18 protein-coding genes and 2 pseudogenes are annotated in these 21731 nt (G+C 71.5%); 10 read left to right on the plus strand and 10 right to left on the minus strand.

Annotation, left to right across the window (positions count from 1 at the left end; translation table 11 throughout):
- Positions 1–251 precede the first annotated feature (251 nt).
- Entirely contained in the window at positions 252–1115 is an 864-nt protein-coding gene (locus ACZ6EG_RS04290; protein WP_469601384.1) for an SCO4651 family lipoprotein, read from the plus strand.
- 63 nt (positions 1116–1178) lie between these two features.
- Here the strand turns inward: ACZ6EG_RS04290 and mmsA are convergent, their stop codons facing one another.
- The 3 genes and pseudogenes from mmsA to ACZ6EG_RS04305 form a co-directional block, all read right to left on the minus strand.
- Positions 1179–2681: a CoA-acylating methylmalonate-semialdehyde dehydrogenase gene (gene mmsA / locus ACZ6EG_RS04295; RefSeq protein ID WP_391968064.1), complete on the minus strand. Its 1503-nt coding sequence runs from the start codon at positions 2679–2681 to the stop codon at positions 1179–1181.
- 14 nt (positions 2682–2695) lie between these two features.
- Positions 2696–2893 (minus strand): annotated as a pseudogene (locus ACZ6EG_RS04300) (hypothetical protein); the annotation flags it as partial.
- 4 nt (positions 2894–2897) lie between these two features.
- A pseudogene (locus ACZ6EG_RS04305) lies at positions 2898–3071 on the minus strand (5-deoxy-glucuronate isomerase); the annotation flags it as partial.
- Positions 3072–3588: 517 nt separating this feature from the next.
- On the opposite strand from ACZ6EG_RS04305, the gene ACZ6EG_RS04310 reads away from it, so the two are divergent.
- Positions 3589–3780, plus strand: coding sequence for a helix-turn-helix transcriptional regulator (locus tag ACZ6EG_RS04310; protein ID WP_366768979.1), 192 nt, complete (start codon positions 3589–3591; stop codon positions 3778–3780).
- Positions 3781–4046: 266 nt separating this feature from the next.
- Here ACZ6EG_RS04310 and ACZ6EG_RS04315 read toward each other — a convergent pair whose 3' ends face one another.
- Positions 4047–5084: a zinc-dependent alcohol dehydrogenase family protein gene (locus tag ACZ6EG_RS04315; RefSeq protein WP_391968065.1), complete on the minus strand. Its 1038-nt coding sequence runs from the start codon at positions 5082–5084 to the stop codon at positions 4047–4049.
- Between the two features lie 156 nt (positions 5085–5240).
- Between ACZ6EG_RS04315 and ACZ6EG_RS04320 the strand changes: the two genes are divergently transcribed.
- Positions 5241–5480, plus strand: coding sequence for a heavy-metal-associated domain-containing protein (locus tag ACZ6EG_RS04320; RefSeq protein WP_356603573.1), 240 nt, complete (start codon positions 5241–5243; stop codon positions 5478–5480).
- A gap of 78 nt (positions 5481–5558) precedes the next feature.
- A complete protein-coding gene (locus ACZ6EG_RS04325; protein WP_469601389.1) occupies positions 5559–7871 on the plus strand; it encodes a heavy metal translocating P-type ATPase in 2313 nt (770 codons plus the stop codon).
- 609 nt (positions 7872–8480) lie between these two features.
- Here the strand turns inward: ACZ6EG_RS04325 and ACZ6EG_RS04330 are convergent.
- Both ACZ6EG_RS04330 and recD2 read right to left on the minus strand, forming a co-directional pair.
- On the minus strand, positions 8481–9770 hold the full coding sequence (locus tag ACZ6EG_RS04330; protein WP_053131172.1) for a citrate synthase: 1290 nt from the start codon (positions 9768–9770) through the stop codon (positions 8481–8483).
- Positions 9771–10013: 243 nt separating this feature from the next.
- Entirely contained in the window at positions 10014–12266 is a 2253-nt protein-coding gene (gene recD2 / locus ACZ6EG_RS04335) for an SF1B family DNA helicase RecD2 (RefSeq protein ID WP_391968067.1), read from the minus strand.
- Positions 12267–12332: 66 nt separating this feature from the next.
- Between recD2 and ACZ6EG_RS04340 the strand changes: the two genes are divergently transcribed.
- On the plus strand, positions 12333–12905 hold the full coding sequence (locus ACZ6EG_RS04340; protein WP_469601394.1) for a Uma2 family endonuclease: 573 nt from the start codon (positions 12333–12335) through the stop codon (positions 12903–12905).
- On the opposite strand, the gene ACZ6EG_RS04345 is transcribed toward ACZ6EG_RS04340, so the two are convergent.
- On the minus strand, positions 12902–13093 hold the full coding sequence (locus ACZ6EG_RS04345) for a DUF397 domain-containing protein (protein WP_469601397.1): 192 nt from the start codon (positions 13091–13093) through the stop codon (positions 12902–12904). The genes ACZ6EG_RS04340 and ACZ6EG_RS04345 overlap by 4 nt on opposite strands.
- 6 nt (positions 13094–13099) lie before the next feature.
- On the minus strand, positions 13100–13951 hold the full coding sequence (locus tag ACZ6EG_RS04350; RefSeq protein WP_469601400.1) for a helix-turn-helix domain-containing protein: 852 nt from the start codon (positions 13949–13951) through the stop codon (positions 13100–13102).
- Positions 13952–14163: 212 nt separating this feature from the next.
- Between ACZ6EG_RS04350 and ACZ6EG_RS04355 the strand changes: the two genes are divergently transcribed.
- Positions 14164–14574, plus strand: a complete 411-nt coding sequence (locus ACZ6EG_RS04355) for an ATP-binding protein (RefSeq protein WP_391968071.1) — start codon at positions 14164–14166, stop codon at positions 14572–14574.
- A gap of 5 nt (positions 14575–14579) precedes the next feature.
- On the opposite strand, the gene ACZ6EG_RS04360 is transcribed toward ACZ6EG_RS04355, so the two are convergent.
- Complete coding sequence (locus tag ACZ6EG_RS04360; RefSeq protein ID WP_469601403.1) at positions 14580–15200, minus strand: TOPRIM nucleotidyl transferase/hydrolase domain-containing protein; 621 nt, start codon at positions 15198–15200, stop codon at positions 14580–14582.
- A 74-nt stretch (positions 15201–15274) separates the two neighbouring features.
- Positions 15275–16222, minus strand: coding sequence for an RNA polymerase sigma-70 factor (locus tag ACZ6EG_RS04365; RefSeq protein WP_391968073.1), 948 nt, complete (start codon positions 16220–16222; stop codon positions 15275–15277).
- A gap of 186 nt (positions 16223–16408) precedes the next feature.
- On the opposite strand from ACZ6EG_RS04365, the gene ACZ6EG_RS04370 reads away from it, so the two are divergent.
- The 4 genes from ACZ6EG_RS04370 (at position 16409) to ACZ6EG_RS04385 (ending at position 21687) form a co-directional block, all read left to right on the plus strand.
- Entirely contained in the window at positions 16409–16897 is a 489-nt protein-coding gene (locus ACZ6EG_RS04370) for a carboxymuconolactone decarboxylase family protein (RefSeq protein WP_391968074.1), read from the plus strand.
- A 203-nt stretch (positions 16898–17100) separates the two neighbouring features.
- Complete coding sequence (locus tag ACZ6EG_RS04375; protein ID WP_391968075.1) at positions 17101–18171, plus strand: LacI family DNA-binding transcriptional regulator; 1071 nt, start codon at positions 17101–17103, stop codon at positions 18169–18171.
- Positions 18168–19742, plus strand: coding sequence for a sugar ABC transporter ATP-binding protein (locus ACZ6EG_RS04380; RefSeq protein WP_391968076.1), 1575 nt, complete (start codon positions 18168–18170; stop codon positions 19740–19742). Before ACZ6EG_RS04375 ends, ACZ6EG_RS04380 begins: the two co-directional genes overlap by 4 nt.
- On the plus strand, positions 19732–21687 hold the full coding sequence (locus ACZ6EG_RS04385; RefSeq protein WP_391968077.1) for an ABC transporter permease/substrate-binding protein: 1956 nt from the start codon (positions 19732–19734) through the stop codon (positions 21685–21687). Before ACZ6EG_RS04380 ends, ACZ6EG_RS04385 begins: the two co-directional genes overlap by 11 nt.
- Positions 21688–21731: the final 44 nt, after the last annotated feature.

Below are 21731 nucleotides of genomic sequence, written 5' to 3' on the forward strand. Positions count from 1 at the left end.
CGCCAGATGGAATCCCGACGAAAACCGCCGCGTCAATGGCTGTTTACCTACGGAAACCGTTGTTCCCAGGCGCTTGGACACCGGTAAACCGCACGATGCCCCTTGAATCAGAAGACCTTTGCGGCGTGCGGGAACCGTAGGGGGCGGGGCAAAAAAAGGTGCCGTCGTCCGGTATCCGGACGCTGTCGGTGGTGCCCGGTACAGTCCTCGGCACAGGTGAATCACAGGAACACGGCACTGGGTGGGGACTCATGAAGCTGAGGTACACCGCGGCCTGGGTGGGGCTGACCGCGGCGGCGATGGTCGCGGCGACGGCGTGCGGTTCGCAGGGCGCGAAGACGGCGGCGGAGACCGCCGACAAGGCGGCCGACACGGCCGTGAGCCAGACGGACACGATCATGGCGGCGCTCTCCCGTGCCACCGACCGGACCGAGGAGCTGGGCTCCGCGGAGGTCCGGATGTCGACCGACCTGGGCCCGGGCGAGCCGATCTCCATGGACGGCACGTACTCGTGGGGCGACGGCTACGCCTTCGACGTCGAGATGGACACCGAGGCCGCGCAGATGCAGGAGCTGACGGCCTCCCCGACGGTCCGCACGCTGTTCGTGGACGGCGCCTACTACTACGACATCGACCCGCAGCCGTCCGGCCCGCTCGCGGGCAAGGAGTGGATGCGGATCGACGGCTCGGCCGTGTTCGGCGACGCGGGCGCGGACGCGCTCAGCGGGTCGGCCGGCGGCAGCCCGTCCGCGTCCATGAAGGGGCTGAAGTACGCCAGCAATGTTGAGGACCTCGGCAAGGAGACGCTCAACGGCCGCTCCGCGACCCACTACCGGGCCGTCCTGGACCGGAGCGACATGGGCAGGCTCAAGGACGCCTACGGCGACGCGGGGAACCTCTTCGGCCAGATGACCGGCGGCTCCACCACCGTCACCATGGACGTCTGGGTGGGCGGCAAGGACCTCCCGGTGCGCATGACGCAGGAGTTCGGCGCCATGAAGGTCACCATGGACTTCGACAAGTTCGGCGCCACCAAGGAGATCGTGGCCCCGCCCGCCGCGCAGACCGGCGACCTCACCCAGGAGGTGAAGGACGCCGGGACGCAACAGGGCTGAGACGACGTGACGGTGCCCGTGTCCCCGGCCGGGACACGGGCACCGCGGTGGCTCGGTGGTGGCTCAGTGGTTGCGCGGGAAGCCCAGGTCGACGCCCGCCGGGGCGTCGGACGGGTCCGGCCAGCGGGTGGTGACGACCTTGCCGCGGGTGTAGAAGTGCGTGCCGTCGTTGCCGTAGATGTGGTGATCGCCGAAGAGCGAGTCCTTCCAGCCGCCGAAGGAGTGGTAGCCCACGGGGACCGGGATCGGCACGTTCACGCCGACCATGCCGGCCTCGACCTCCAGCTGGAAGCGGCGGGCCGCGCCGCCGTCCCGGGTGAAGATCGCGGTGCCGTTGCCGAACGGCGAGGCGTTGATGAGGGCCAGACCCTCCTCGTAGGTCTCGGCGCGCAGCACGCACAGGACGGGGCCGAAGATCTCGTCCTGGTAGGCCTTGGCGGTGGTCGGCACCCGGTCCAGCAGGGAGATGCCGATCCAGTGGCCGTCCTCGTGCCCGTCGACCGTGAGTCCGGTGCCGTCCAGGACGACCTCGCAGCCCTCGGCCGCCGCGCCCTCGACGTAGGACGCCACCTTGTCGCGGTGCGCCGCGGTGATGAGGGGGCCCATCTCCGAGGCCGGGTCGTCGCCCGGACCGATCTTGATCTTCTCGGCGCGCTCGCGGATCTTCCGCACCAGCTCGTCGCCGACGGCGCCGACCGCGACGACCGCGGAGATCGCCATGCAGCGCTCGCCGGCCGAGCCGTAGGCCGCCGACACGGCCGCGTCCGCCGCCGCGTCGAGGTCGGCGTCCGGCAGCACCAGCATGTGGTTCTTGGCGCCGCCGAGGGCCTGGACGCGCTTGCCGTTCGCGGAGGCGGTGGTGTGGATGTACCGGGCGATGGGCGTCGAGCCGACGAACGAGACCGCCTTGACGTCCGGGTGCTCCAGCAACCGGTCCACAGCCACCTTGTCGCCGTGCACGACGTTGAAGACGCCGTCCGGCAGACCGGCCTCGGAGAGCAGCTCGGCGATCTTCATCGCGGCCGACGGGTCCTTCTCGCTCGGCTTGAGCACGAAGGTGTTGCCGCAGGCGATGGCGAGGGGGAACATCCACATCGGCACCATCGCCGGGAAGTTGAACGGCGTGATGCCGGCGACCACGCCGAGCGGCTGGCGGATCGAGGCCACGTCGACGCGGGTGGCGACCTGCGTCGACAGCTCGCCCTTGAGCTGCACGGTGATGCCGCAGGCCAGGTCGACGATCTCCAGGCCGCGCGCGACCTCGCCGAGCGCGTCGGAGTGCACCTTGCCGTGCTCGGCGGTGATCAGGCCGGCGATCTCGTCGCGGTGGGCGTCCAGCAGCGCCCGGAACGCGAAGAGGATCGAGGTGCGCTGCGCCAGCGAGGACTGGCCCCAGGTCAGGTAGGCGTCCTTGGCCGCGGCCACCGCGGCGTCCACCTCGTCGACCGAGGCGAAGGCCACCTTCGTGGTGACCACGCCGGTCGCCGGGTTCGTCACCGGCCCGTACGTGCCCGAGGCGCCTTCGACGGTCTTGCCGCCGATCCAGTGGTTGACGATGTTCGTCATGACCGAGAACTCCTTCACAGATGGCGGCGACGGGTCGAGACGTGCCGTTGGTCCAGCTCACGGGCCGTGACCGGCGACGATCGGTTCGCGGTCCGCGGCGATCGGGCCATGGTCTCGGCCATGGGTCCATCCCAGCAGCCGGGCGCTCCGGACGCGCCCGACACTGTGTATGCGGTTCGGGTGTCCGCGTAGACACCTGGGGCAGTGCGGGCGGTCGGCACCCCGACGGGACGCGGGAACCTCCGGCGCGGGGCCGGTGCGAGCGGGGAGTCGGCGCTCGTGCCTCGCTCCTGCCAGGGCGAAGCGGCCTTCCCGCGCCGGAGGCGTTTCGTGGGGGAACCGGCGGGGGCGGATCCCGGCCCCGGCGGCCAGGTCGTGCGCGCCATCGCGTTCCCCTTCGTGCCCTTCGTGCCCGTCGTGCCCGTCGTGCCCGTCGTGCACGTCGTACCGGTCGTAGCGGTCCTGGCGGTCCTGGCGGTCCTGGCGGTCGTGCCCGCCCATCACCCGTCCGCCCGCCCGTCCGCCCGTCCGCCGTTGCGTCTCCCCCGGTTTCTAGCCCCGTGCGTGCGCCCTGTCAATGTTTTGTCCGGACATTCGGACGACAGAGCGAGCGGCATGCTCCGGGTGGCCGCCCGCCCGAGCGCGGGGAACACCGCCGACCGCCCAAGTCAACGCGCCACGCCCGGACTCCGGCGTACGCCTTTGCGGCATCCCTGTCACAAAGGCGCCCCTCCCGTCACGAATGTCACGCGCACGCGGGTCTTCCGTCACACCCGGGAACGGCCCCTGACCGCCCCCCACCCGACGTCGTTCTCCCCGCACAGGCTTGGTGATCGCCAGCGCAGCGCCCGGCTCCCCCCTGGCGGCCGTCCCCGGTCGCCGCCGCGGTGCGCGCGGGGAGGTGCACGTGACCGACCGAAGGCTCTGGTCCTACAAGGACATCGCGGCCCACATCCGGGTACAGCCGGACACCGTGCGGTCGTACCGCAAGCACGGGCTGCTGCCCCCGCCCGACCACGTGGAGAGCGGAAAGCCCTACTGGTACGCGGACACGATCCGGGCCTGGGTGGCATCCCGGCCCCGCAACCGGAAGCGATAGGCCGGCCGCCGCACCCCGCACGGCCGGAAGGGCGTTCCGCGCTCCACCGCCCGGTGGGGCGCGGTGCCGCCCGTGGACTGCCCGGTGGGACCCGTCCCGCACGGCCGCAGGACGGCCCTGCGGCCCTGCGGGTCGGTGGAGGGGGCGGGCCCGGCGGGCGGCGGAGCGGCAAGACGGCGCGCGGGTCGACGAGCTGCTGACGGCCGCCTTCGACGCCGAGTGGGGCGCCCACCGCGGGCCCGCCCGCGAGGACCCGGGGGCCGCCGTCACGGCAGGACGACCACCACGCCCGCCCCGGGTGCCGTGTCCATGACCGAGAGGGCCGTGGGGGCCGCGTCCAGCGGGATGGTGGCCGTCGCGAGCCGCTCGGGCCGCAGCACTCCCGTACGGACCAGCTCCATCATCGGCGGGTAGGTGTGCGCGGCCATGCCGTGGCTGCCGAGGAGGGCCAGCTCCAGGGCGATGACGCGGCCCATCGGGACCGGTGTGGTGCCGGTCGGCGAGGGCAGCAGGCCGATCTGCACGTGCCGGCCGCGGCGGCGCAGGCCGTTCACGGACGCGGCGCAGGTGACCGGTGAGCCGAGGGCGTCCAGCGAGAGGTGGGCACCCCCGCCGGTCAGCTCGCGCACCGCCTCCGCGGGGTCGGGCACGGCGGTCGCGTCCACGCACGCGGCCGCGCCGAACTCGCGCGCCCGCTCCAGCGCCCGGGCCGACACGTCCACGGCGACGACCCGCGCGCCCGAGGCGGCGGCGATCATCACCGCGGACAGGCCCACGCCGCCGCAGCCGTGCACCGCGACCCACTCCCCCGCCGCGACCCGCCCCTGCTGGACCACGGCCCGGAACGCCGTGGCGAACCGGCAGCCGAGCGAGGCCGCCGTCGCGAAGGACATGTCCTCGGGTACGGCGACGAGGTTGACGTCGGCGTGGTCGAGCGCCACGTACTCGGCGAAGGACCCCCAGTGGGTGAAGCCCGGCTGGGTCTGCCGCTCGCACACCTGGTGGTCGCCCGCCGCGCAGGCACCGCAGCTTCCGCAGGCACAGACGAAGGGCACCGTCACCCGGTCACCGGGCCGCCATCCCGTCACCCGGTCGCCCACCGCCTCGACGACACCGGCGAGTTCGTGCCCGGGTACGTGCGGCAGGGCGATGTCCGGGTCGTGGCCCTGCCATCCGTGCCAGTCGCTGCGGCACAGCCCGGTGGCCCCGACGCGGACCACGACGCCGTGCGCGGCGGGCTCCGGGTCGGGCACCTCACGCACCTCGGCCGGCTCCCCGAACCGCTCGAACACCACCGCGCGCATCCGCCACCCTCACTCCCGTACCGGCACTCCCGCTTCCCGTCCCCCATCACACGGCAGGCCCAGCGACGCCCATACCCCCTAGGGGTACAGTGGGGATACGTGGTCCACGCCGGATCACGGGTACCCGCCCGGCACGCCCCGACGAGGAGTAACGACATGACCGCCCAGACCGACACCCAGGGCTCCGTCACCACCGTCTACAAGGTGAGCGGAATGAGCTGCGGACACTGCGAGGGCGCCGTCTCCGGCGAGATCTCCGAGATCCCGGGCGTCGGCTCGGTGCAGGCCGTCGCCTCGACCGGCGAGGTCACCGTCGTCTCCGAGGCCGCCCTCGACGACGAGGCGGTACGCGCCGCCGTGGACGAGGCGGGCTTCGAACTCGTCGGCAGGGCCTGAGCGGCACCGCCGCACCCCGCAGCACCCACAGCCCCTCCGGCCGGGCCGCGGTCCGGCCGGCCGTCAGGAGCCTGGACCATGACCAGCACCACCGCGTCCGACACCACCGCGTCCGAAACCACCGCCCGCGGTGCCACCGCGGAGGCGTCCCCGGGCGGCCCGGCCGCCGCGCCGGACCTCGCCGAGGTCGAACTGCTCATCGGCGGGATGACCTGCGCCTCCTGCGCGGCACGCGTCGAGAAGAAGCTCAACCGCATGGACGGCGTCACCGCCACGGTGAACTACGCGACGGAGAAGGCCCGGATCACGTACCCGGCGACCACCGGGGTCGCCGACCTGATCGCGACCGTCGTCCGGACCGGGTACACCGCCGAGGAGCCCGCGCCGCCCCCGGAGCCGGCCGACGCGGCGGGCGACCCGGACGGCGGCGCCGGCGACGACCCCGGGCTGACCGCCCTCCGCGGGCGCCTCGTGGTCTGCGCCCTGCTGGCGGCGCCCGTCGTGCTGCTGGCCATGGTCCCGGCGCTCCAGTTCGACAACTGGCAGTGGCTCTCGCTCACCCTCGCCGCGCCCGTCGTCGTGTGGGGCGGGCTGCCCTTCCACCGCGCCGCGTGGAAGAACCTCCGGCACGGTGCGGCCACCATGGACACCCTCGTCTCGCTCGGCACGCTCGCGGCGTTCGGCTGGTCCCTGTGGGCGCTGTTCCTCGGGGACGCGGGCATGCCGGGCATGCGGCACGGCTTCGACCTCACCGTCTCCCGCACGGACGGCGCCTCCGCGATCTACCTGGAGGCCGCCGCCGGTGTCACCGCCTTCCTGCTGCTCGGCCGCTGGCTGGAGGCCCGCTCCAAGCGCCGCGCCGGAGCCGCGCTGCGGGCGCTGATGGAGCTGGGCGCGAAGGACGTCGCGGTCCTGCGGGACGGGCGCGAGGTACGCGTCCCGGTGGCCCGGCTCGCGGTCGGCGACCGGTTCGTCGTACGGCCCGGGGAGAAGATCGCCACCGACGGCACGGTGGTCGAGGGTGCCTCGGCCGTGGACGCCTCGATGCTGACCGGCGAGTCGGTGCCGGTGGACGTGGCGGTCGGCGACACCGTCACTGGCGCGACGGTCAACGCCGCGGGCCGGCTGTTGGTCGAGGCGACCCGGGTGGGCGCGGACACGCGGCTGGCGCGGATGGCGAAGCTGGTCGAGGACGCGCAGACCGGCAAGGCCGAGGTGCAGCGGCTCGCCGACCGGATCTCCGGGATCTTCGTGCCCGTCGTGCTGCTGATCGCGTGCGCCACCTTCGGCGGGTGGCTGGGCGCCACCGGCGACACGGTCGCCGCGTTCACCGCCGCCGTCGCCGTGCTGATCATCGCCTGCCCGTGCGCGCTGGGCCTGGCCACGCCGACGGCCCTGATGGTCGGCACGGGCCGCGGCGCCCAGCTGGGCATCCTCATCAAGGGCCCCGAGGTCCTGGAGTCGACGCGGCGGGTGGACACGGTCGTACTGGACAAGACCGGCACCGTCACCACGGGCCGCATGACCCTGCACGAGGTGTACGCCGCCGAGGGCAACGACGAGGAGCGGGTGCTGCGCCTGGCGGGCGCCGTCGAGCACGCCTCCGAGCACCCCGTGGCCCGCGCGGTCGCGGCCGGCGCCGAGGAGCGCCTCGGCCCGCTCCCGGGGGTCGAGGACTTCACGAACGTCCCCGGTCGCGGCGTACGCGGGCGCGTGGACGGCCTCCAGGTGGCCGTGGGGCGCCTCTACGACGTCCTGCCGCCCGAGGTCGCCCGGGCCAGGGACGAGGCCGAGAGGCGGGGCCGTACGGCCGTCGTGGTCGGCTGGGACGGCGCGGCGCGCGGGGTCGTCGCCGTGGCGGACACGGTCAGGGAGACCAGCGCGGAGGCGGTGGCCGAGCTGCGCCGGCTGGGGCTCACCCCGGTCCTGCTGACCGGCGACAACCGGCGCGTGGCCGAGTCGGTCGCCCGGGCCGTCGGCGTCGACGAGGTGATCTCCGAGGTGCTGCCCGAGGAGAAGGTCGCCGTGGTGGAGAGGCTGCGCGCCGAGGGCCGTACGGTCGCGATGGTCGGGGACGGCGTCAACGACGCGGCCGCGCTCGCCACCGCCGATCTGGGACTGGCGATGGGCACGGGAACGGACGCGGCGATCGAGGCGGGCGACCTGACGCTGGTGCGCGGGGACCTGCGGGCGGCCGCGGACGCGATCCGGCTCTCCCGGCGGACCCTGTCGACGATCAAGGGCAATCTCGTGTGGGCCTTCGGTTACAACGTGGCCGCGCTGCCGCTGGCCGCCGCCGGACTGCTGAACCCGATGATCGCGGGGGCGGCGATGGCGTTCTCCTCGGTCTTCGTCGTCACCAACAGCCTCCGGCTGCGGGCGTTTCGCTGAGGTCTCGATGCCCGGATCCCTCTGGAGTCCTGCGCGAGCCTCACATAAGCTCTTCACAAGGCTCGCGCATCTTCCTTACGCTTGGGTACCGTTCGACGTATCGGGGCCCTTGCGCACCTAACGGACATATGCAAGAGACGCAGATCACAGTGATGCGAACGTAACCATCTAAGGGGTTCGAAGGTCTAAGTTGGCGATGTCAGGCAGCGTCTTGGGGGGCGCCACCTGACATCTGGGGACGTCTTGGGGGACATTCCCAGAGCTGCGTTGCCGGGACACGTACACCGGGAAGCTTTGAGCGGCCCTCCCGGTCGTGCGCTGTCCCGGCAGACCGCACGAGACACTCGACAGACACACGACAGGCGGGCGGGTTCGCCCGCCTGCTCAGTACAGCGATTCAGGCGCTGTCCTCACAGACGCCCGGCCGGATCCCGTGGGGGGAATCCGCACCGGGACATGGGAAGGCGCCCTGGTTCGTCGGCCCGTGGGGGGACCGGCGCCGGGGCGCCTTTCGCTGTTCCCGGCCGGGCCCGAACCACGGGAAAAGAACGGGCCCCGTACCCGACCGGGGGGGTCGGGTACGGGGCCCACAAGCCTCGGGGAGGACGCTCAGCGCTCCTCGACCGGCACGAAGTCGCGCTCCACGACGCCCGTGTAGATCTGGCGCGGGCGGCCGATGCGGGAACCCGGCTCCTTGATCATCTCGTGCCACTGGGCGATCCAGCCCGGCAGCCGGCCGAGGGCGAACAGGACCGTGAACATCTCGGTCGGGAAGCCCATGGCCCGGTAGATCAGGCCGGTGTAGAAGTCGACGTTCGGGTAGAGGCTGCGCGAGACGAAGTAGTCGTCGGAGAGCGCGTGCTCCTCCAGCTTCAGCGCGATGTCCAGCAGCTCGTCGGACTTGCCGAGGGCGGAGAGGACGTCGTGCGCGGCGGCCTTGATGATCTTGGCGCGCGGGTCGAAGTTCTTGTAGACCCGGTGGCCGAAGCCCATCAGGCGGACGCCGTCCTCCTTGTTCTTCACCTTGCGGATGAAGGTGTCGACGTCGCCACCGTTGTCGCGGATGCCCTCGAGCATCTCCAGCACCGACTGGTTGGCGCCGCCGTGCAGCGGGCCCCACAGGGCGTTGATGCCCGCGGAGATCGACGCGAACATGTTGGCCTGCGAGGAGCCGACCAGGCGGACCGTGGAGGTCGAGCAGTTCTGCTCGTGGTCCGCGTGCAGGATCAGCAGCTTGTCCAGGGCGGAGACGACCGTCGGGTCGAGCTCGTACTCCTGCGCCGGCACCGAGAACGTCATGCGCAGGAAGTTCTCGACGTAGCCGAGGTCGTTGCGCGGGTAGACGAACGGGTGGCCGATCGACTTCTTGTACGCGTACGCCGCGATCGTCGGAAGCTTGGCGAGCAGCCGGATCGTGGAGAGGTTGCGCTGACGCTCGTCGAACGGGTTGTGGCTGTCCTGGTAGAACGTCGACAGCGCCGAGACGACCGACGACAGCATGGCCATCGGGTGGGCGTCGCGCGGGAAGCCCTTGTAGAAGTTCTTGACGTCCTCGTGCAGCAGGGTGTGCTGCGTGATCTCGTTCTTGAACGCGGTGAGCTCGTCGACCGTGGGCAGCTCGCCGTTGATCAGCAGGTAGGCGACCTCCACGAAGGAGGAGCGCTCGGCCAGCTGCTCGATCGGGTAGCCGCGGTAGCGGAGGATGCCCGCCTCGCCGTCCAGATACGTGATGGCGGATTTATAGGCGGCGGTGTTGCCGTAACCGCTGTCCAGCGTCACCAGACCGGTCTGGGCGCGGAGCTTCCCGATGTCGAAGCCCTTGTCGCCGACGGTGCTGTCGATCACCGGGTAGGTGTACTCGCCGTCGCCGTACCGCAGTACTACAGAGTTGTCGCTCACGTCTTCCCTCACCGACGTAGTGCCTCATCTTCGAGGTGCCCTGACTGTCTCTACCATCCCCCACTTGGCTCAGGAGAGTGCACTCGGGGTCGACCATCGGGCCTATCGGCGGCACTCAGTGCCGCCAACTTGCTCATCCTGCCCCCTCTCCCTTCCTTCCGGAAGTGCTCTGTGACCTTTACGACTCGTTTGATCGATCATTTTTTTCACAGGGGCCGGGCGGGTCACGGGAGGGTCTGTGGATCAGGAGCCCGTCAGCCGGAAGTCGAGCGCCGTGCAGCGCCGGCCGGCCGACACCGTGCGCACCGCCTGTCCGATCGCCTTGCGGGAGCCGACGAGGACGACCAGCTTCTTGGCCCGGGTGACCGCCGTGTACAGCAGGTTCCGCTGGAGCATCATCCAGGCGCCGGTCGTCACGGGGATCACCACCGCCGGATACTCGCTGCCCTGGGAGCGGTGGATGGTCACCGCGTAGGCGTGGGCCAGCTCGTCCAGTTCGTCGAAGTCGTACGGAACCTCCTCGTCCTCGTCCGTCAGCACGGTGAGGCGCTGGTCCACCGGGTCGAGCGAGGTGACCACGCCGACGGTGCCGTTGAAGACGCCGTTCTCACCCTTCTCGTAATTGTTGCGAATCTGGGTGACCTTGTCGCCGACCCGGAAGACCCGACCGCCGAACCGCTTCTCCGGCACGTCCGGCCGCCCCGGGGTGACGGCCTGCTGGAGCAGCCCGTTCAGCGCGCCGGCCCCGGCGGGACCCCGGTGCATGGGCGCGAGGACCTGCACGTCGCGGCGCGGGTCGAGGCCGAACCTGGCGGGGATGCGGCGGGCGGCGACGTCCACGGTGAGCCGCCCCGCCTCCTCGGTGTCGTCCTCGACGAAGAGGAAGAAGTCCTTCATGCCGTCGGTGAGCGGGTGCTGCCCCGCGTTGATCCGGTGGGCGTTGGTCACGACCCCCGACTGCTGGGCCTGGCGGAACACCCGGGTGAGCCGCACGGCCGGTACGGGGCTGCCGGGGGCCAGCAGGTCCCGCAGCACCTCGCCCGCACCGACGCTGGGCAGCTGGTCCACGTCCCCGACGAAGAGCAGGTGGGCGCCCGGGGGAACGGCCTTGACCAGCTTGTTGGCCAGCAGGAGGTCGAGCATGGACGCCTCGTCGACCACGACGAGGTCGGCGTCGAGCGGGCGGTCCCGGTCGTAGGCCGCGTCGCCGCCCGGCTTGAGCTCCAGCAGGCGGTGGACCGTGGAGGCCTCGGCGCCGGTCAGCTCGGCCAGGCGCTTGGCGGCCCGGCCGGTGGGCGCGGCGAGCACCACCTTCGCCTTCTTGGCGCGGGCCAGCTCGACGATGGACCGGACGGTGAACGACTTGCCGCAGCCCGGCCCGCCGGTGAGGACGGCGACCTTCTCGGTGAGCGCCAGCTTGACGGCGGCCTCCTGCTCGGGGGCGAGGTCGGCGCCGGTACGTTGCCTGAGCCATCCGAGCGCCTTGTCCCAGGCCACGTCCCCGAATCCCGGCATCCGGTCCTCGCCGGCGCGCAGCAGGCGCAGGAGCTGGGCGGAGAGGGCCAGCTCGGCGCGGTGGAAGGGGACGAGGTAGACGGCGGTGACGGGGTCGCCGCCCTCGGGGTCGGGGACCTTCTCGCGGACGACGCCGGGGTCCTCGCCGTCCGCCGGGTCGGCGGCCAGCTCGGCGAGGCACTCGATGACGAGCCCGGTGTCCACCTGGAGCAGCTTCACCGCGTCGGCGATGAGCTTCTCCTCGGGGAGGTAGCAGTGTCCTTGGTCGGTGGCCTGCGACAGGGCGTACTGCAGGCCCGCCTTCACGCGGTCCGGGCTGTCGTGCGGGATGCCGACGGACTGGGCGATCCGGTCGGCGGTGAGGAAGCCGATGCCCCAGACGTCGGAGGCGAGGCGGTAGGGCTGGTTCTTCACGACGGAGATCGACGCGTCGCCGTACTTCTTGTAGATCCGGACCGCGATCGACGTGGACACCTCGACGGTCTGGAGGAAGAGCATGACCTCCTTGATCGCCTTCTGCTCCTCCCACGCGTCGGCGATCTTCTTGGTCCGCTTGGGGCCGAGGCCCGGGACCTCGATGAGCCGCTTGGGCTCCTCCTCGATGATCTGGAGCGTGTCCACGCCGAAGTGCTGCGTGATCCGGTCGGCGAAGACGGGGCCGATGCCCTTGACCAGGCCCGAGCCGAGGTAGCGCCGGATGCCCTGGATGGTGGCGGGCAGGACGGTCGTGTAGTTCTCGACGTGGAACTGCTTGCCGTACTGCGGGTGGGACCCCCAGCGGCCCTCCATCCGCAGGGACTCGCCGGCCTGGGCGCCGAGGAGCGCGCCGACGACCGTGAGGAGGTCACCGGCGCCTCTGCCGGTGTCGACGCGGGCGACCGTGTAGCCGTTCTCCTCGTTGGCGTACGTGATGCGTTCCAGGACGCCTTCGAGGATGGCGAGCCGCCGTTCGCCGGGGGTGGCATCGGACTGGTTGGGCATGGATCGACCGTACCGGTGGGGTGTGACAGGGACAGGCGGGGTGAGGCCTTTCAGTACGCTCCGGACGTGGACTGCGCGAGGATGCGCGCCATCGCCGAAGGCCTGGGGACCTTCGCGGAACGGTTCGAAGGGACCTGGCGCGTCGAGATCGGACCGGCCGGTCCGGTGCGGGTCAGGGTGTGTCCCTCCAAGCGCCGTGAGGGAGCCGTCCGCCGCAGCCGCAACCAGCTCAACGAGCAACTCCCCGCCACCCGTCCCGCCTACGTCTGCGAGAACGGCCCCGAGATCGAACACCCGGCGATCGGCCGCATGCGTCGCCCCGATGCCGTCGTCGTCCCGGAAGCCGCCCTCGACGAAGAGGGCCTCGCTGTCGACGCGACGCAGGTCCTGGCTGCCGTCGAGATCGTCCCACCGTCCGGCCCGAGCAACGACTACGACGAGAAGCCGGCCGACTACCCGGCCGTGGACATCCCGCACTACATGATCGTCGACCCGCGCACCGGCACGATCCAGGTGCACTCCGACCCGTGCAAGGGCCGCTACCGCCGTGAGGAGCCGTACATCTTCGGCGACTCGGTGCCGTTCGGGCCCTGGACGGTGGAGACGTCGGAGTTCCGACGGTACGGCAGGGACGGCTAGCGGCGGGGCGCCTTGAGGGCTTCGAGGAACGGGGCGAAGGCCTCGGCCGGGAAGGTGAGGGTGGCTCGGGCGGGGGCCTTGCTGTCACGGACGGCTACGTGGATCGACCGGGTGGCGATCTCCACGCAGTTGTTGCCGTCGCCGCCGCCGGAGTACGAGGACTTTCGCCAGTGGTCAGGGGTGGTCACGGAGCCTCACAGTTCCTTGGCCAGTCGCCGGATGAAGTCACGCGACCGGCTCGGGTCGAGTGATACACCCTCCATCTTACGGAAGACCGTTCGAAAGACGCCGAGTTGGGCCTCGGAATCGATGAAACCGGTGCCGTGAGGTGCGTCGCGGACAGCCGTGTCCAGCCGGGGCACGGCTCCACCCGCCAGCATCATGGGGCTCCAAGCGCCACCGAAGCCGTCCAGGTCGAAGGGGATGACACGCAGGGTGACGTGGTCCGCTTCGGAGAGTTCCAGAGCACGTCCGAGTTGGGCTCGCGCGGTGGCGCGATTGCCCACCCTGATGCGCAGCGCTGCTTCGTGGACGACGGCCTTGTACGGCGCGGGAGAGGGCCGGTCGAAGATCGCCTTGCGTTGCATCCGGTGGTCGACGCGCAGCTCCAGTTCCTCGGAAGGGAGTTCGGGAATTCTTGACGAGAAGGCGGCTCGAGCGTAGTCCGCCGTCTGAAGCAGGCCGGGAATGAAAAGGAACTCCACATCGCATCGAAAGGTGGAGTGGTGCTCCAGTTCCGCGAGATCGAGGAACGCCGTGGGTAGACGCTCTCGGTACTCCTCCCACCAGCCGCGCGTCCGGTCGGCCGCCATGACAACGAGGGCGTCGACGAACGCCTCGTCCGTGCATGAATAGTGAGCCGCGAGACGACGCAGCCGCTCCTCGCTCACTCCGGCGATCCCGGACTCGATGTGACTCACCTGGACCCGACTTGTACCCAGCAGGGCCGCCGCCTCGACCGCGGTGAGCCCCGCAGCGTCGCGGAGCCTGCGCAGTTCGGCCGCCAGACGCAATTGCCGCGCTGTCGGTTCGCGTCTCAAGACCATGGGCGACTCCTCGGTTCAACGCGTCCGCCAGCACGACCCGTTCGAGGTCACATTAGGCGATCCGCTTGCTCCGTATGACATGTTAGACCTACCGTCAGTGACGCAGCATTTACCGTGCGCACCGGAAGTGCACCGCTCCGTCCTGCCGGGACGACTGCGGCGATGACACCGGGCCCGTAGTTCCCCTCTGCCTTTCCGAAACGGAGTTCCGCATGCCCGAAACCGAACCCTGGGAGTACTCCCTCCACCTCCCCAACGACCTCCGCGCCGTCACCGTCAGTCGCCGCACCCTCCGGCTGATCCTCACCATGCACGGGCTGATCCGTCTCGTCGACGTCGCCGAACTGCTAGCGACCGAGCTGGTCTCCAACGCCGTGCGGCACACCAAGGGCCCCGCCGCCCTCCGGGTCCGCTGGTCGCCGCCGGGCACCCTGCGGATCGGGGCGTGGGACGCCGACCCCGAACCGCCGCAGCCGCCGGCCGCGTTCGGGCGGGTGGAGGACCTGGAGCAGGGGCGCGGGCTGGCGCTGGTGCGGGCCTGCGCCGACGTGTGGGGGTGGCACCCGCTGGCGAGACACGGCAACCGGGGCAAGTACGTCTGGTGCGAACTGGCCGCCGCCTGAACCGCTCAGAGCGCCGCGAACAGGCCCGCGAGGGGCGCGGGGACACGTGCGGGGTCGTCCAGCGCCTCGACAAGAACGCGGCCGTAATGGATCTTGCGGCCCTTCTTGGTACCGAAGAAGCGGCGGAGCTGCTGCTGGGCCGTGCGGTCCTGCTGCGCGGGCTGACGGAGGAAGGTCTGGAGGGGGCGCAGGTCGCCCTCGGCCTCGACCAGCTCCTTCACCCGCGCCACCCCCAGCGCGCGGATCAGCTCGTCCTCCAGGTCGGCCGCGCAGACGAAGAGACCGCCCGGCGCCGCCTCCGCACGGTCGAGGGCACGGACGTAGAAGCCCTGCTCCCGCTCGTCGCACAGGCCCGTCAGCCGCAGGTCCAGGCCGGACGGTCCGAGGAGGGTGGCGAAGCGGCCCACGCTCATCGCACCGCCCATCGGCAGGACGCAGACGCCCTCCGCCGCGAGGTCCCGGCCGCGGGTCGCGGCCAGCGCGTCCACCGCCGCCGAGTCGCTCGGTCCTTCGAGCAGGACGGCGGTACGGACCGACAGACTCGTCGCCAACTCGCGCGCGGGGCCGCCGGGGCCACCGGCCGCCCACGCGGTGACCGCATCCCGGAACGCCCCCATGTCCGCCATGGCACGAGTCTCCGTCCTGAACGTCCCGGGCGGAAGTGAATATCGCGCTTCCGGCGGGTGAGGAGGGCGCGGGTTCAGCGGCCCAGTGCGGTCGCCTCACGCATGTGCGAGAGCTTCTCCGGGTTGCGCACCGCGTAGAGGCCCGAGATGAGGCCGTCGTCGAAGCGCATCGCCAGCACCGTGTCCAGCTCGCCGTCGAGGTGGAGGATCAGTGCCGGGAAGCCGTTGACCTCGGCGGGCTCCAGCGAGACCGCGGCCCCCTGCTTGACCAGTCCGCCGATCATCAGGCGGGCCACCTTCCCGGCCCCCGTGACGGGGCGCAGCACGGCCTGCTTGATGCCGCCGCCGTCGCCCACGAGGACCACGTCCGGCGCGAGGACGTCGAGCAGGCCCTGCACGTCCCCCGTCGTCACGGCCCGCCGGAACGCGGAGAACGCGTCCCGGGTCTGGGTCGGGGTGACGGTCCCGCGCGGGCGGCGGGCCGCCACGTGGGCGCGTGCCCGGTGGGCGGTCTGCCGGACCGCGTCCTGGCTCTTGCCCACGGCGTCGGCGATCTCGTCGTAACCGAACTCGAACACCTCGCGCAGCACGAACACCGCCCGCTCGGTCGGCGCGAGCGTCTCCAGGACCAGCATCATCGCCATCGAGACGCTGTCGGCCAGCTCCACGTCCTCGGCCACGTCGGGCGAGGTGAGGAGCGGCTCGGGCAGCCAGGCGCCGACGTAGGACTCCTTGCGGCGGCCGAGCGTACGCAGCCGGCCCAGCGCCTGCCGGGTGGTGACGCGCACCAGGTACGCGCGCCGGTCGCGGACCGTTTCGAGGTCCACGCCCGACCAGCGCAGCCAGGTCTCCTGGAGGACGTCCTCCGCGTCGGCGGCCGAACCGAGCATCTCGTAGGCGACCGTGAAGAGCAGGTTGCGGTGGGCGACGAAGGCCTCCGTGGCGGGGTCCGCGCGTCCGTCCCCGCCTGCTCCGTGCCTGTCGTTCTCGGCGTTCCCGGTGTGCCCGTCGTGCTCGCTCATCTTCGGCTGCTTCCGCTCGTCCGCTTCCCACGGTGTCACGCGCACAGGACGCCGGCCACCGCCGTTCTGTGACACCCGGCGGCGGTGGCTCTCGTCACAGCGGTGCCCCGTCACAGAGGGCGGGCGGTCGGCATCTTGTGGTCGTCAGCACGGCTTGAGCACGGCTTCCCGAGTGAGGACGAGATCATGGAATCCCGAATCAACCTGTTCGAGAACGAGATCGGCAACAAGTTCGCCAAGCGGTTCGCGGGCACCGCCGTGGTGCTCCAGCAGGCGTCACTGCCGCACGCCACGCAGGAGCTGATGTCGCTGCGCGCCAGCCAGATCAACGGCTGCGGCCACTGCATCGACATGCACACCAAGGAGGCCGAGGCCGCCGGCGAGAGCCCGGTGCGGCTCCACCTGGTCGCCGCCTGGCGCGAGTCCACGGTGTTCACCGAGGCCGAGCAGGCCGCGCTGGCGCTCACCGAGGAGGGCACCCGGCTCGCCGACGCCCACCAGGGCGTCTCCGACGAGACGTGGACCCAGGTACGCAAGCACTACGACGACGACCAGATCGTCGCGCTGGTCTGCCTGGTCGCCCTGATCAACGCGGCCAACCGCATGGCCGTCATCACGCACCAGAAGGGCGGCTCCTACGAGGCGGGCATGTTCAAGGCCGCCCTCGAGCACTGAGCCGAGCCGACCGGCGCCCCCTCCGGCCCGGTCCCGGGCCTTCGCCCCGGGGCCGGGCCGGCCGCGGCATGGGCGGCGCCGCGGTGACGTGACGCCCCCCGGTCACGATTGAGTTTCGTCACATCCTCCCCCTCTTGCCAACCACTCGTGTAATCGATTCCAATCCCTCGTGTAATCGATTCCACGAGGAGGTGGAACCGGCGATGGCGAGCATCAAGGATGTCGCCGCCGAGGCGGGTGTGTCCGCCGCGACGGTCTCGCGGGCGCTCAACGGCCATCCGTCCGTCAGCGCGGACGCACGTACGCGTGTACTGGCCGCCGTCGAGGCGCTGGGCTACCGGCCGAACGCCGTCGCCCGGTCGCTGCGCACCGACCAGACCCGCACGCTCGGCCTGGTCATCAGCGACGTCATGAACCCGTACTTCACCGAGCTGGCCCGCTCCGTCGAGGAGGAGGCCCGCGCCCTCGGCTACAGCGTCATCATCGGCAACGCCGACGAGCGTCCCGACCTCCAGGACCACCACGTCACGACGTTGCTGGACCGCCGTATCGACGGGCTGCTCGTCTCCCCCACCGACGGCGGCTCCCCGCGGATGCTGGACGCCGCGCGGGCCGGGACGCCGATGGTCTTCGTCGACCGGTGGATCCCGGGCGTGGACGTGCCCGTCGTCCGGTCGGACGGGCGCGCGGCCGTACGGGACCTCGTGGCGCACCTGCACGGCCTCGGGCACCGGCGGCTCGCCATCATCGCCGGGCCCGCGGCCACCACCACCGGACGCGAGCGCGTCGACGCCTTCCGCGAGGCGCTCGGCGCGTACGGACTCCCGCTCCCCGACGCCTACATCGGGCAGGGCGACTTCCAGGCCGACAGCGGACGCCGGGTCACCGAGGGCTTCCTCGACCTGCCCGAGCCGCCCGAGGTCGTCTTCGCCGCCGACAACCTGATGGCGCTCGGCGCGCTGGACGCCGTACGGGCGCGCGGCCTGCGGGTGCCCGAGGACATCGCGCTCGCCGCGTTCGACGACATCCGCTGGTTCGTGCACACCGATCCGCCCGTCACGGCGATCGCCCAGCCCACACGGGATCTCGGACGGGCCGCCGTACGCGCGCTGGTCGACCGGATCGAGGGGCGGACCGGTGAGTCCGTCACCCTCCCCGCGCGGCTGGTGATCCGCCGCTCCTGCGGCGAGACGCCCCACCGAGAACCTCCGGGCCAGTCCCCGGCCCCGGCCCCGACACAGTCCCCGTCCCCCGTACGAAGGAGTACGCCGTGAGCAGCCGCAGTCCGGACGAGTTGCTGCGCATCGAGGGCATCCGCAAGACCTTCCCCGGCGTGGTCGCGCTCGACAGCGTCGACTTCGACCTGCGCCGGGGCGAGGTCCATGTGCTGCTCGGTGAGAACGGCGCGGGCAAGAGCACCCTCATCAAGATGCTCTCCGGCGCCTACACCCCCGACGCCGGGCGCATCCTGGCCGACGGCGAGGAGGTGCGCATCCACGGTGCGCAGGACTCCGAGCGGCTCGGGATCGCGACCATCTACCAGGAGTTCAACCTGGTGCCCGACCTGTCGGTCGCCGAGAACATCTTCCTCGGGCGGCAGCCGCGCCGCCTCGGGATGATCGACCGGAAGAAGATGGACGCGGACGCCGAGGTGCTGCTGAAGCGGGTCGGTGTGAACGTGTCCCCGCGGGCGCGGGTGCGTGAACTGGGTATCGCGCGGCTCCAGATGGTCGAGATCGCCAAGGCGCTCAGCCTGGACGCGCGGGTGCTCATCATGGACGAGCCGACCGCCGTGCTCACCTCCGACGAGGTCGAGAAGCTGTTCACGATCGTGCGGCGGCTGCGCGAGGACGGGGTCGGCATCGTCTTCATCACGCACCACCTGGAGGAGATCGCCGCCCTCGGCGACCGGGTCACCGTGATCCGGGACGGCCGCAGCGTCGGCCAGGTGCCCGCCTCGACGCCCGAGGACGAGCTGGTGCGGCTCATGGTCGGGCGGTCGATCGAACAGCAGTACCCGCGCGAGCGCCCCGGCGCCGGCGAGGCCCTGCTCAAGGTCGAGGGGCTGACCCGCGACGGTGTCTTCCACGACGTCGGCTTCGAGGTGCGCGCCGGTGAGGTGGTCGGCATCGCCGGCCTCGTCGGCGCCGGGCGCACGGAGGTCGTGCGGGCGGTGTTCGGCGCCGACCCCTACGACTCCGGGACGGTGCACGTCTCGGGCGCCCGGCTCCGGGGGCACGACGTGAACGCCGCGATGGCGGCCGGCATCGGTCTCGTCCCCGAGGACCGCAAGGGCCAGGGGCTGGTGCTGGACGCCTCCGTCGAGGAGAACCTCGGGCTGGTCACCCTCCGGTCGACCTCCCGCGCGGGACTCGTCGACCTCAAGGGCCAGCACGAGTCGGCGGAGCGCATCGCCCGGCAGCTCGGGGTGCGGATGGCCGGGCTCGGCCAGCACGTGCGCACCCTGTCCGGCGGCAACCAGCAGAAGGTCGTCATCGGCAAGTGGCTGCTGGCGAACACCAAGGTGCTGATCCTCGACGAGCCGACGCGCGGGATCGACGTCGGCGCCAAGGTCGAGATCTACCAGCTCATCAACGAGCTGACGGCCGCCGGTGCCGCCGTGCTCATGATCTCCAGCGACCTGCCCGAGGTGCTCGGCATGAGCGACCGGGTGGTGGTCATGGCGCAGGGCCGCGTCGCCGGTGAACTCCCCGCCGATCAGGCGACCCAGGACGCCGTGATGGCGCTCGCCGTCAGCACGCCCCAGGGCACCACCGCCCAAGGCGACACCTCCCACGACAACACCCCCCACAGCGACGGAACGGAGGCCTCCGGTGGCCACTGACACGCTCAAGAGCAAGCCGGGCGCGCAGGGCGCCCCGGGCGGTGTGCGCCGCCTGCTGCTGGAGAACGGCGCGCTGACCGCGCTGATCGTCCTCGTCATCGCCATGTCGGCGCTGTCCGGGGACTTCCTGACCGCCGACAACCTGCTGAACGTCGGTGTCCAGGCGGCCGTGACGGCGATCCTCGCCTTCGGCGTCACCTTCGTCATCGTCTCGGCGGGCATCGACCTGTCGGTCGGCTCGGTCGCCGCGCTGTCGGCCACCGTGCTGGCCTGGAGTGCCACCGAGGCCGGGGTGCCGGTCTTCCTGGCCGTGCTGCTGGCGGTCGCGACGGGCATCGCGTGCGGCCTGGTGAACGGTTTCCTCATCTCGTACGGGAAGCTGCCGCCGTTCATCGCGACGCTCGCCATGCTGTCGGTCGGGCGCGGTCTGTCGCTGGTCATCTCGCAGGGTTCGCCGATCGCCTTCCCGGACTCGGTCTCCCACCTCGGTGACACGCTCGGCGGCTGGCTGCCGGTGCCGGTCCTCGTGATGATCGTGATGGGTCTGATCACGGCCTTCGTCCTCGGCCGCACCTACATCGGCCGCTCCATGTACGCCATCGGCGGCAACGAGGAGGCCGCGCGGCTGTCCGGGCTGCGGGTGAAGCGGCAGAAGCTCGCCATCTACGCCTTCTCCGGCCTGTTCGCGGCCGCCGCGGGCATCGTGCTCGCCTCCCGGCTCTCCTCCGCGCAGCCGCAGGCCGCGCAGGGCTACGAACTGGACGCCATCGCCGCCGTCGTCATCGGCGGTGCCTCGCTCGCGGGCGGCACCGGCAAGGCGTCGGGCACGCTGATCGGCGCGCTGATCCTCGCGGTGCTGCGCAACGGCCTCAACCTGCTGTCCGTCTCCGCGTTCTGGCAGCAGGTCGTCATCGGTGTCGTCATCGCGCTCGCGGTGCTGCTGGACACCCTGCGCCGCAAGGCGGGGGCGACCACTCCGGCGGCCGGTGCGTCCGGCGGGGGCAACCGGGGCAAACAGGCTCTCACCTACGTCATCGCGGCCGTCGTCGCCGTCGCCGTGGTCGGCGCGACCTCGCTGCTGCACGGCGGGTCCTCGGACGGGAAGACGCAGAAGGTCGGTCTGTCGCTGTCGACGCTCAACAACCCGTTCTTCGTGCAGATCCGGGCGGGCGCCGAGGAGCAGGCGAAGAAGCTGGGCGTGGACCTGACGGTCACGGACGCGCAGAACGACGCGTCCCAGCAGGCGAACCAGTTGCAGAACTTCACCAGCGAGGGCCTGTCCTCGATCATCGTCAACCCGGTGGACTCCGACGCCGCGGGCCCCTCGGTGCGCGCGGCGAACAAGGACGACATCCCCGTCATCGCCGTGGACCGTGGCGTCAACAAGGCGGACACGTCGGCGCTGGTCGCCTCCGACAACGTCGAGGGCGGTGAGCTGGGCGCCAAGGCGCTCGCCGAGAAGCTCGGCGGCAAGGGCACCATCGTCATCCTCCAGGGCCAGGCCGGCACCTCCGCCAGCCGGGAGCGCGGGGCGGGCTTCGCGGCCGGTCTGAAGCAGTACCCGGGCATCAAGGTCGTCGCCAAGCAGCCCGCGGACTTCGACCGCACCAAGGGCCTGGACGTGATGACGAACCTGCTCCAGGCGCACCCCGACGTCGACGGCGTCTTCGCCGAGAACGACGAGATGGCGCTCGGCGCGATCAAGGCGCTGGGCTCCAAGGCCGGCAAGTCCGTGCAGGTCGTCGGCTTCGACGGCACGCCGGACGGGCTGAAGGCGGTGCGGGACGGCTCGCTGTACGCGTCCGTGGCGCAGCAGCCCAGGGAACTGGGCAGGATCGCCGTGGAGAACGCGTTGCGCGCCGCCGACGACGAGAAGGTGGAGAAGATGGTGAAGGTGCCGGTGAAGGTGGTCACCGAGGAGAACGTGGCCGGCTTCGAGGGCTGACGCGGGCGGACGGGCGCGCGGGAGTGCGCGCGGGCGGGTGGCCC

It is taken from the genome of Streptomyces sp. NPDC041968 (assembly GCF_055589025.1).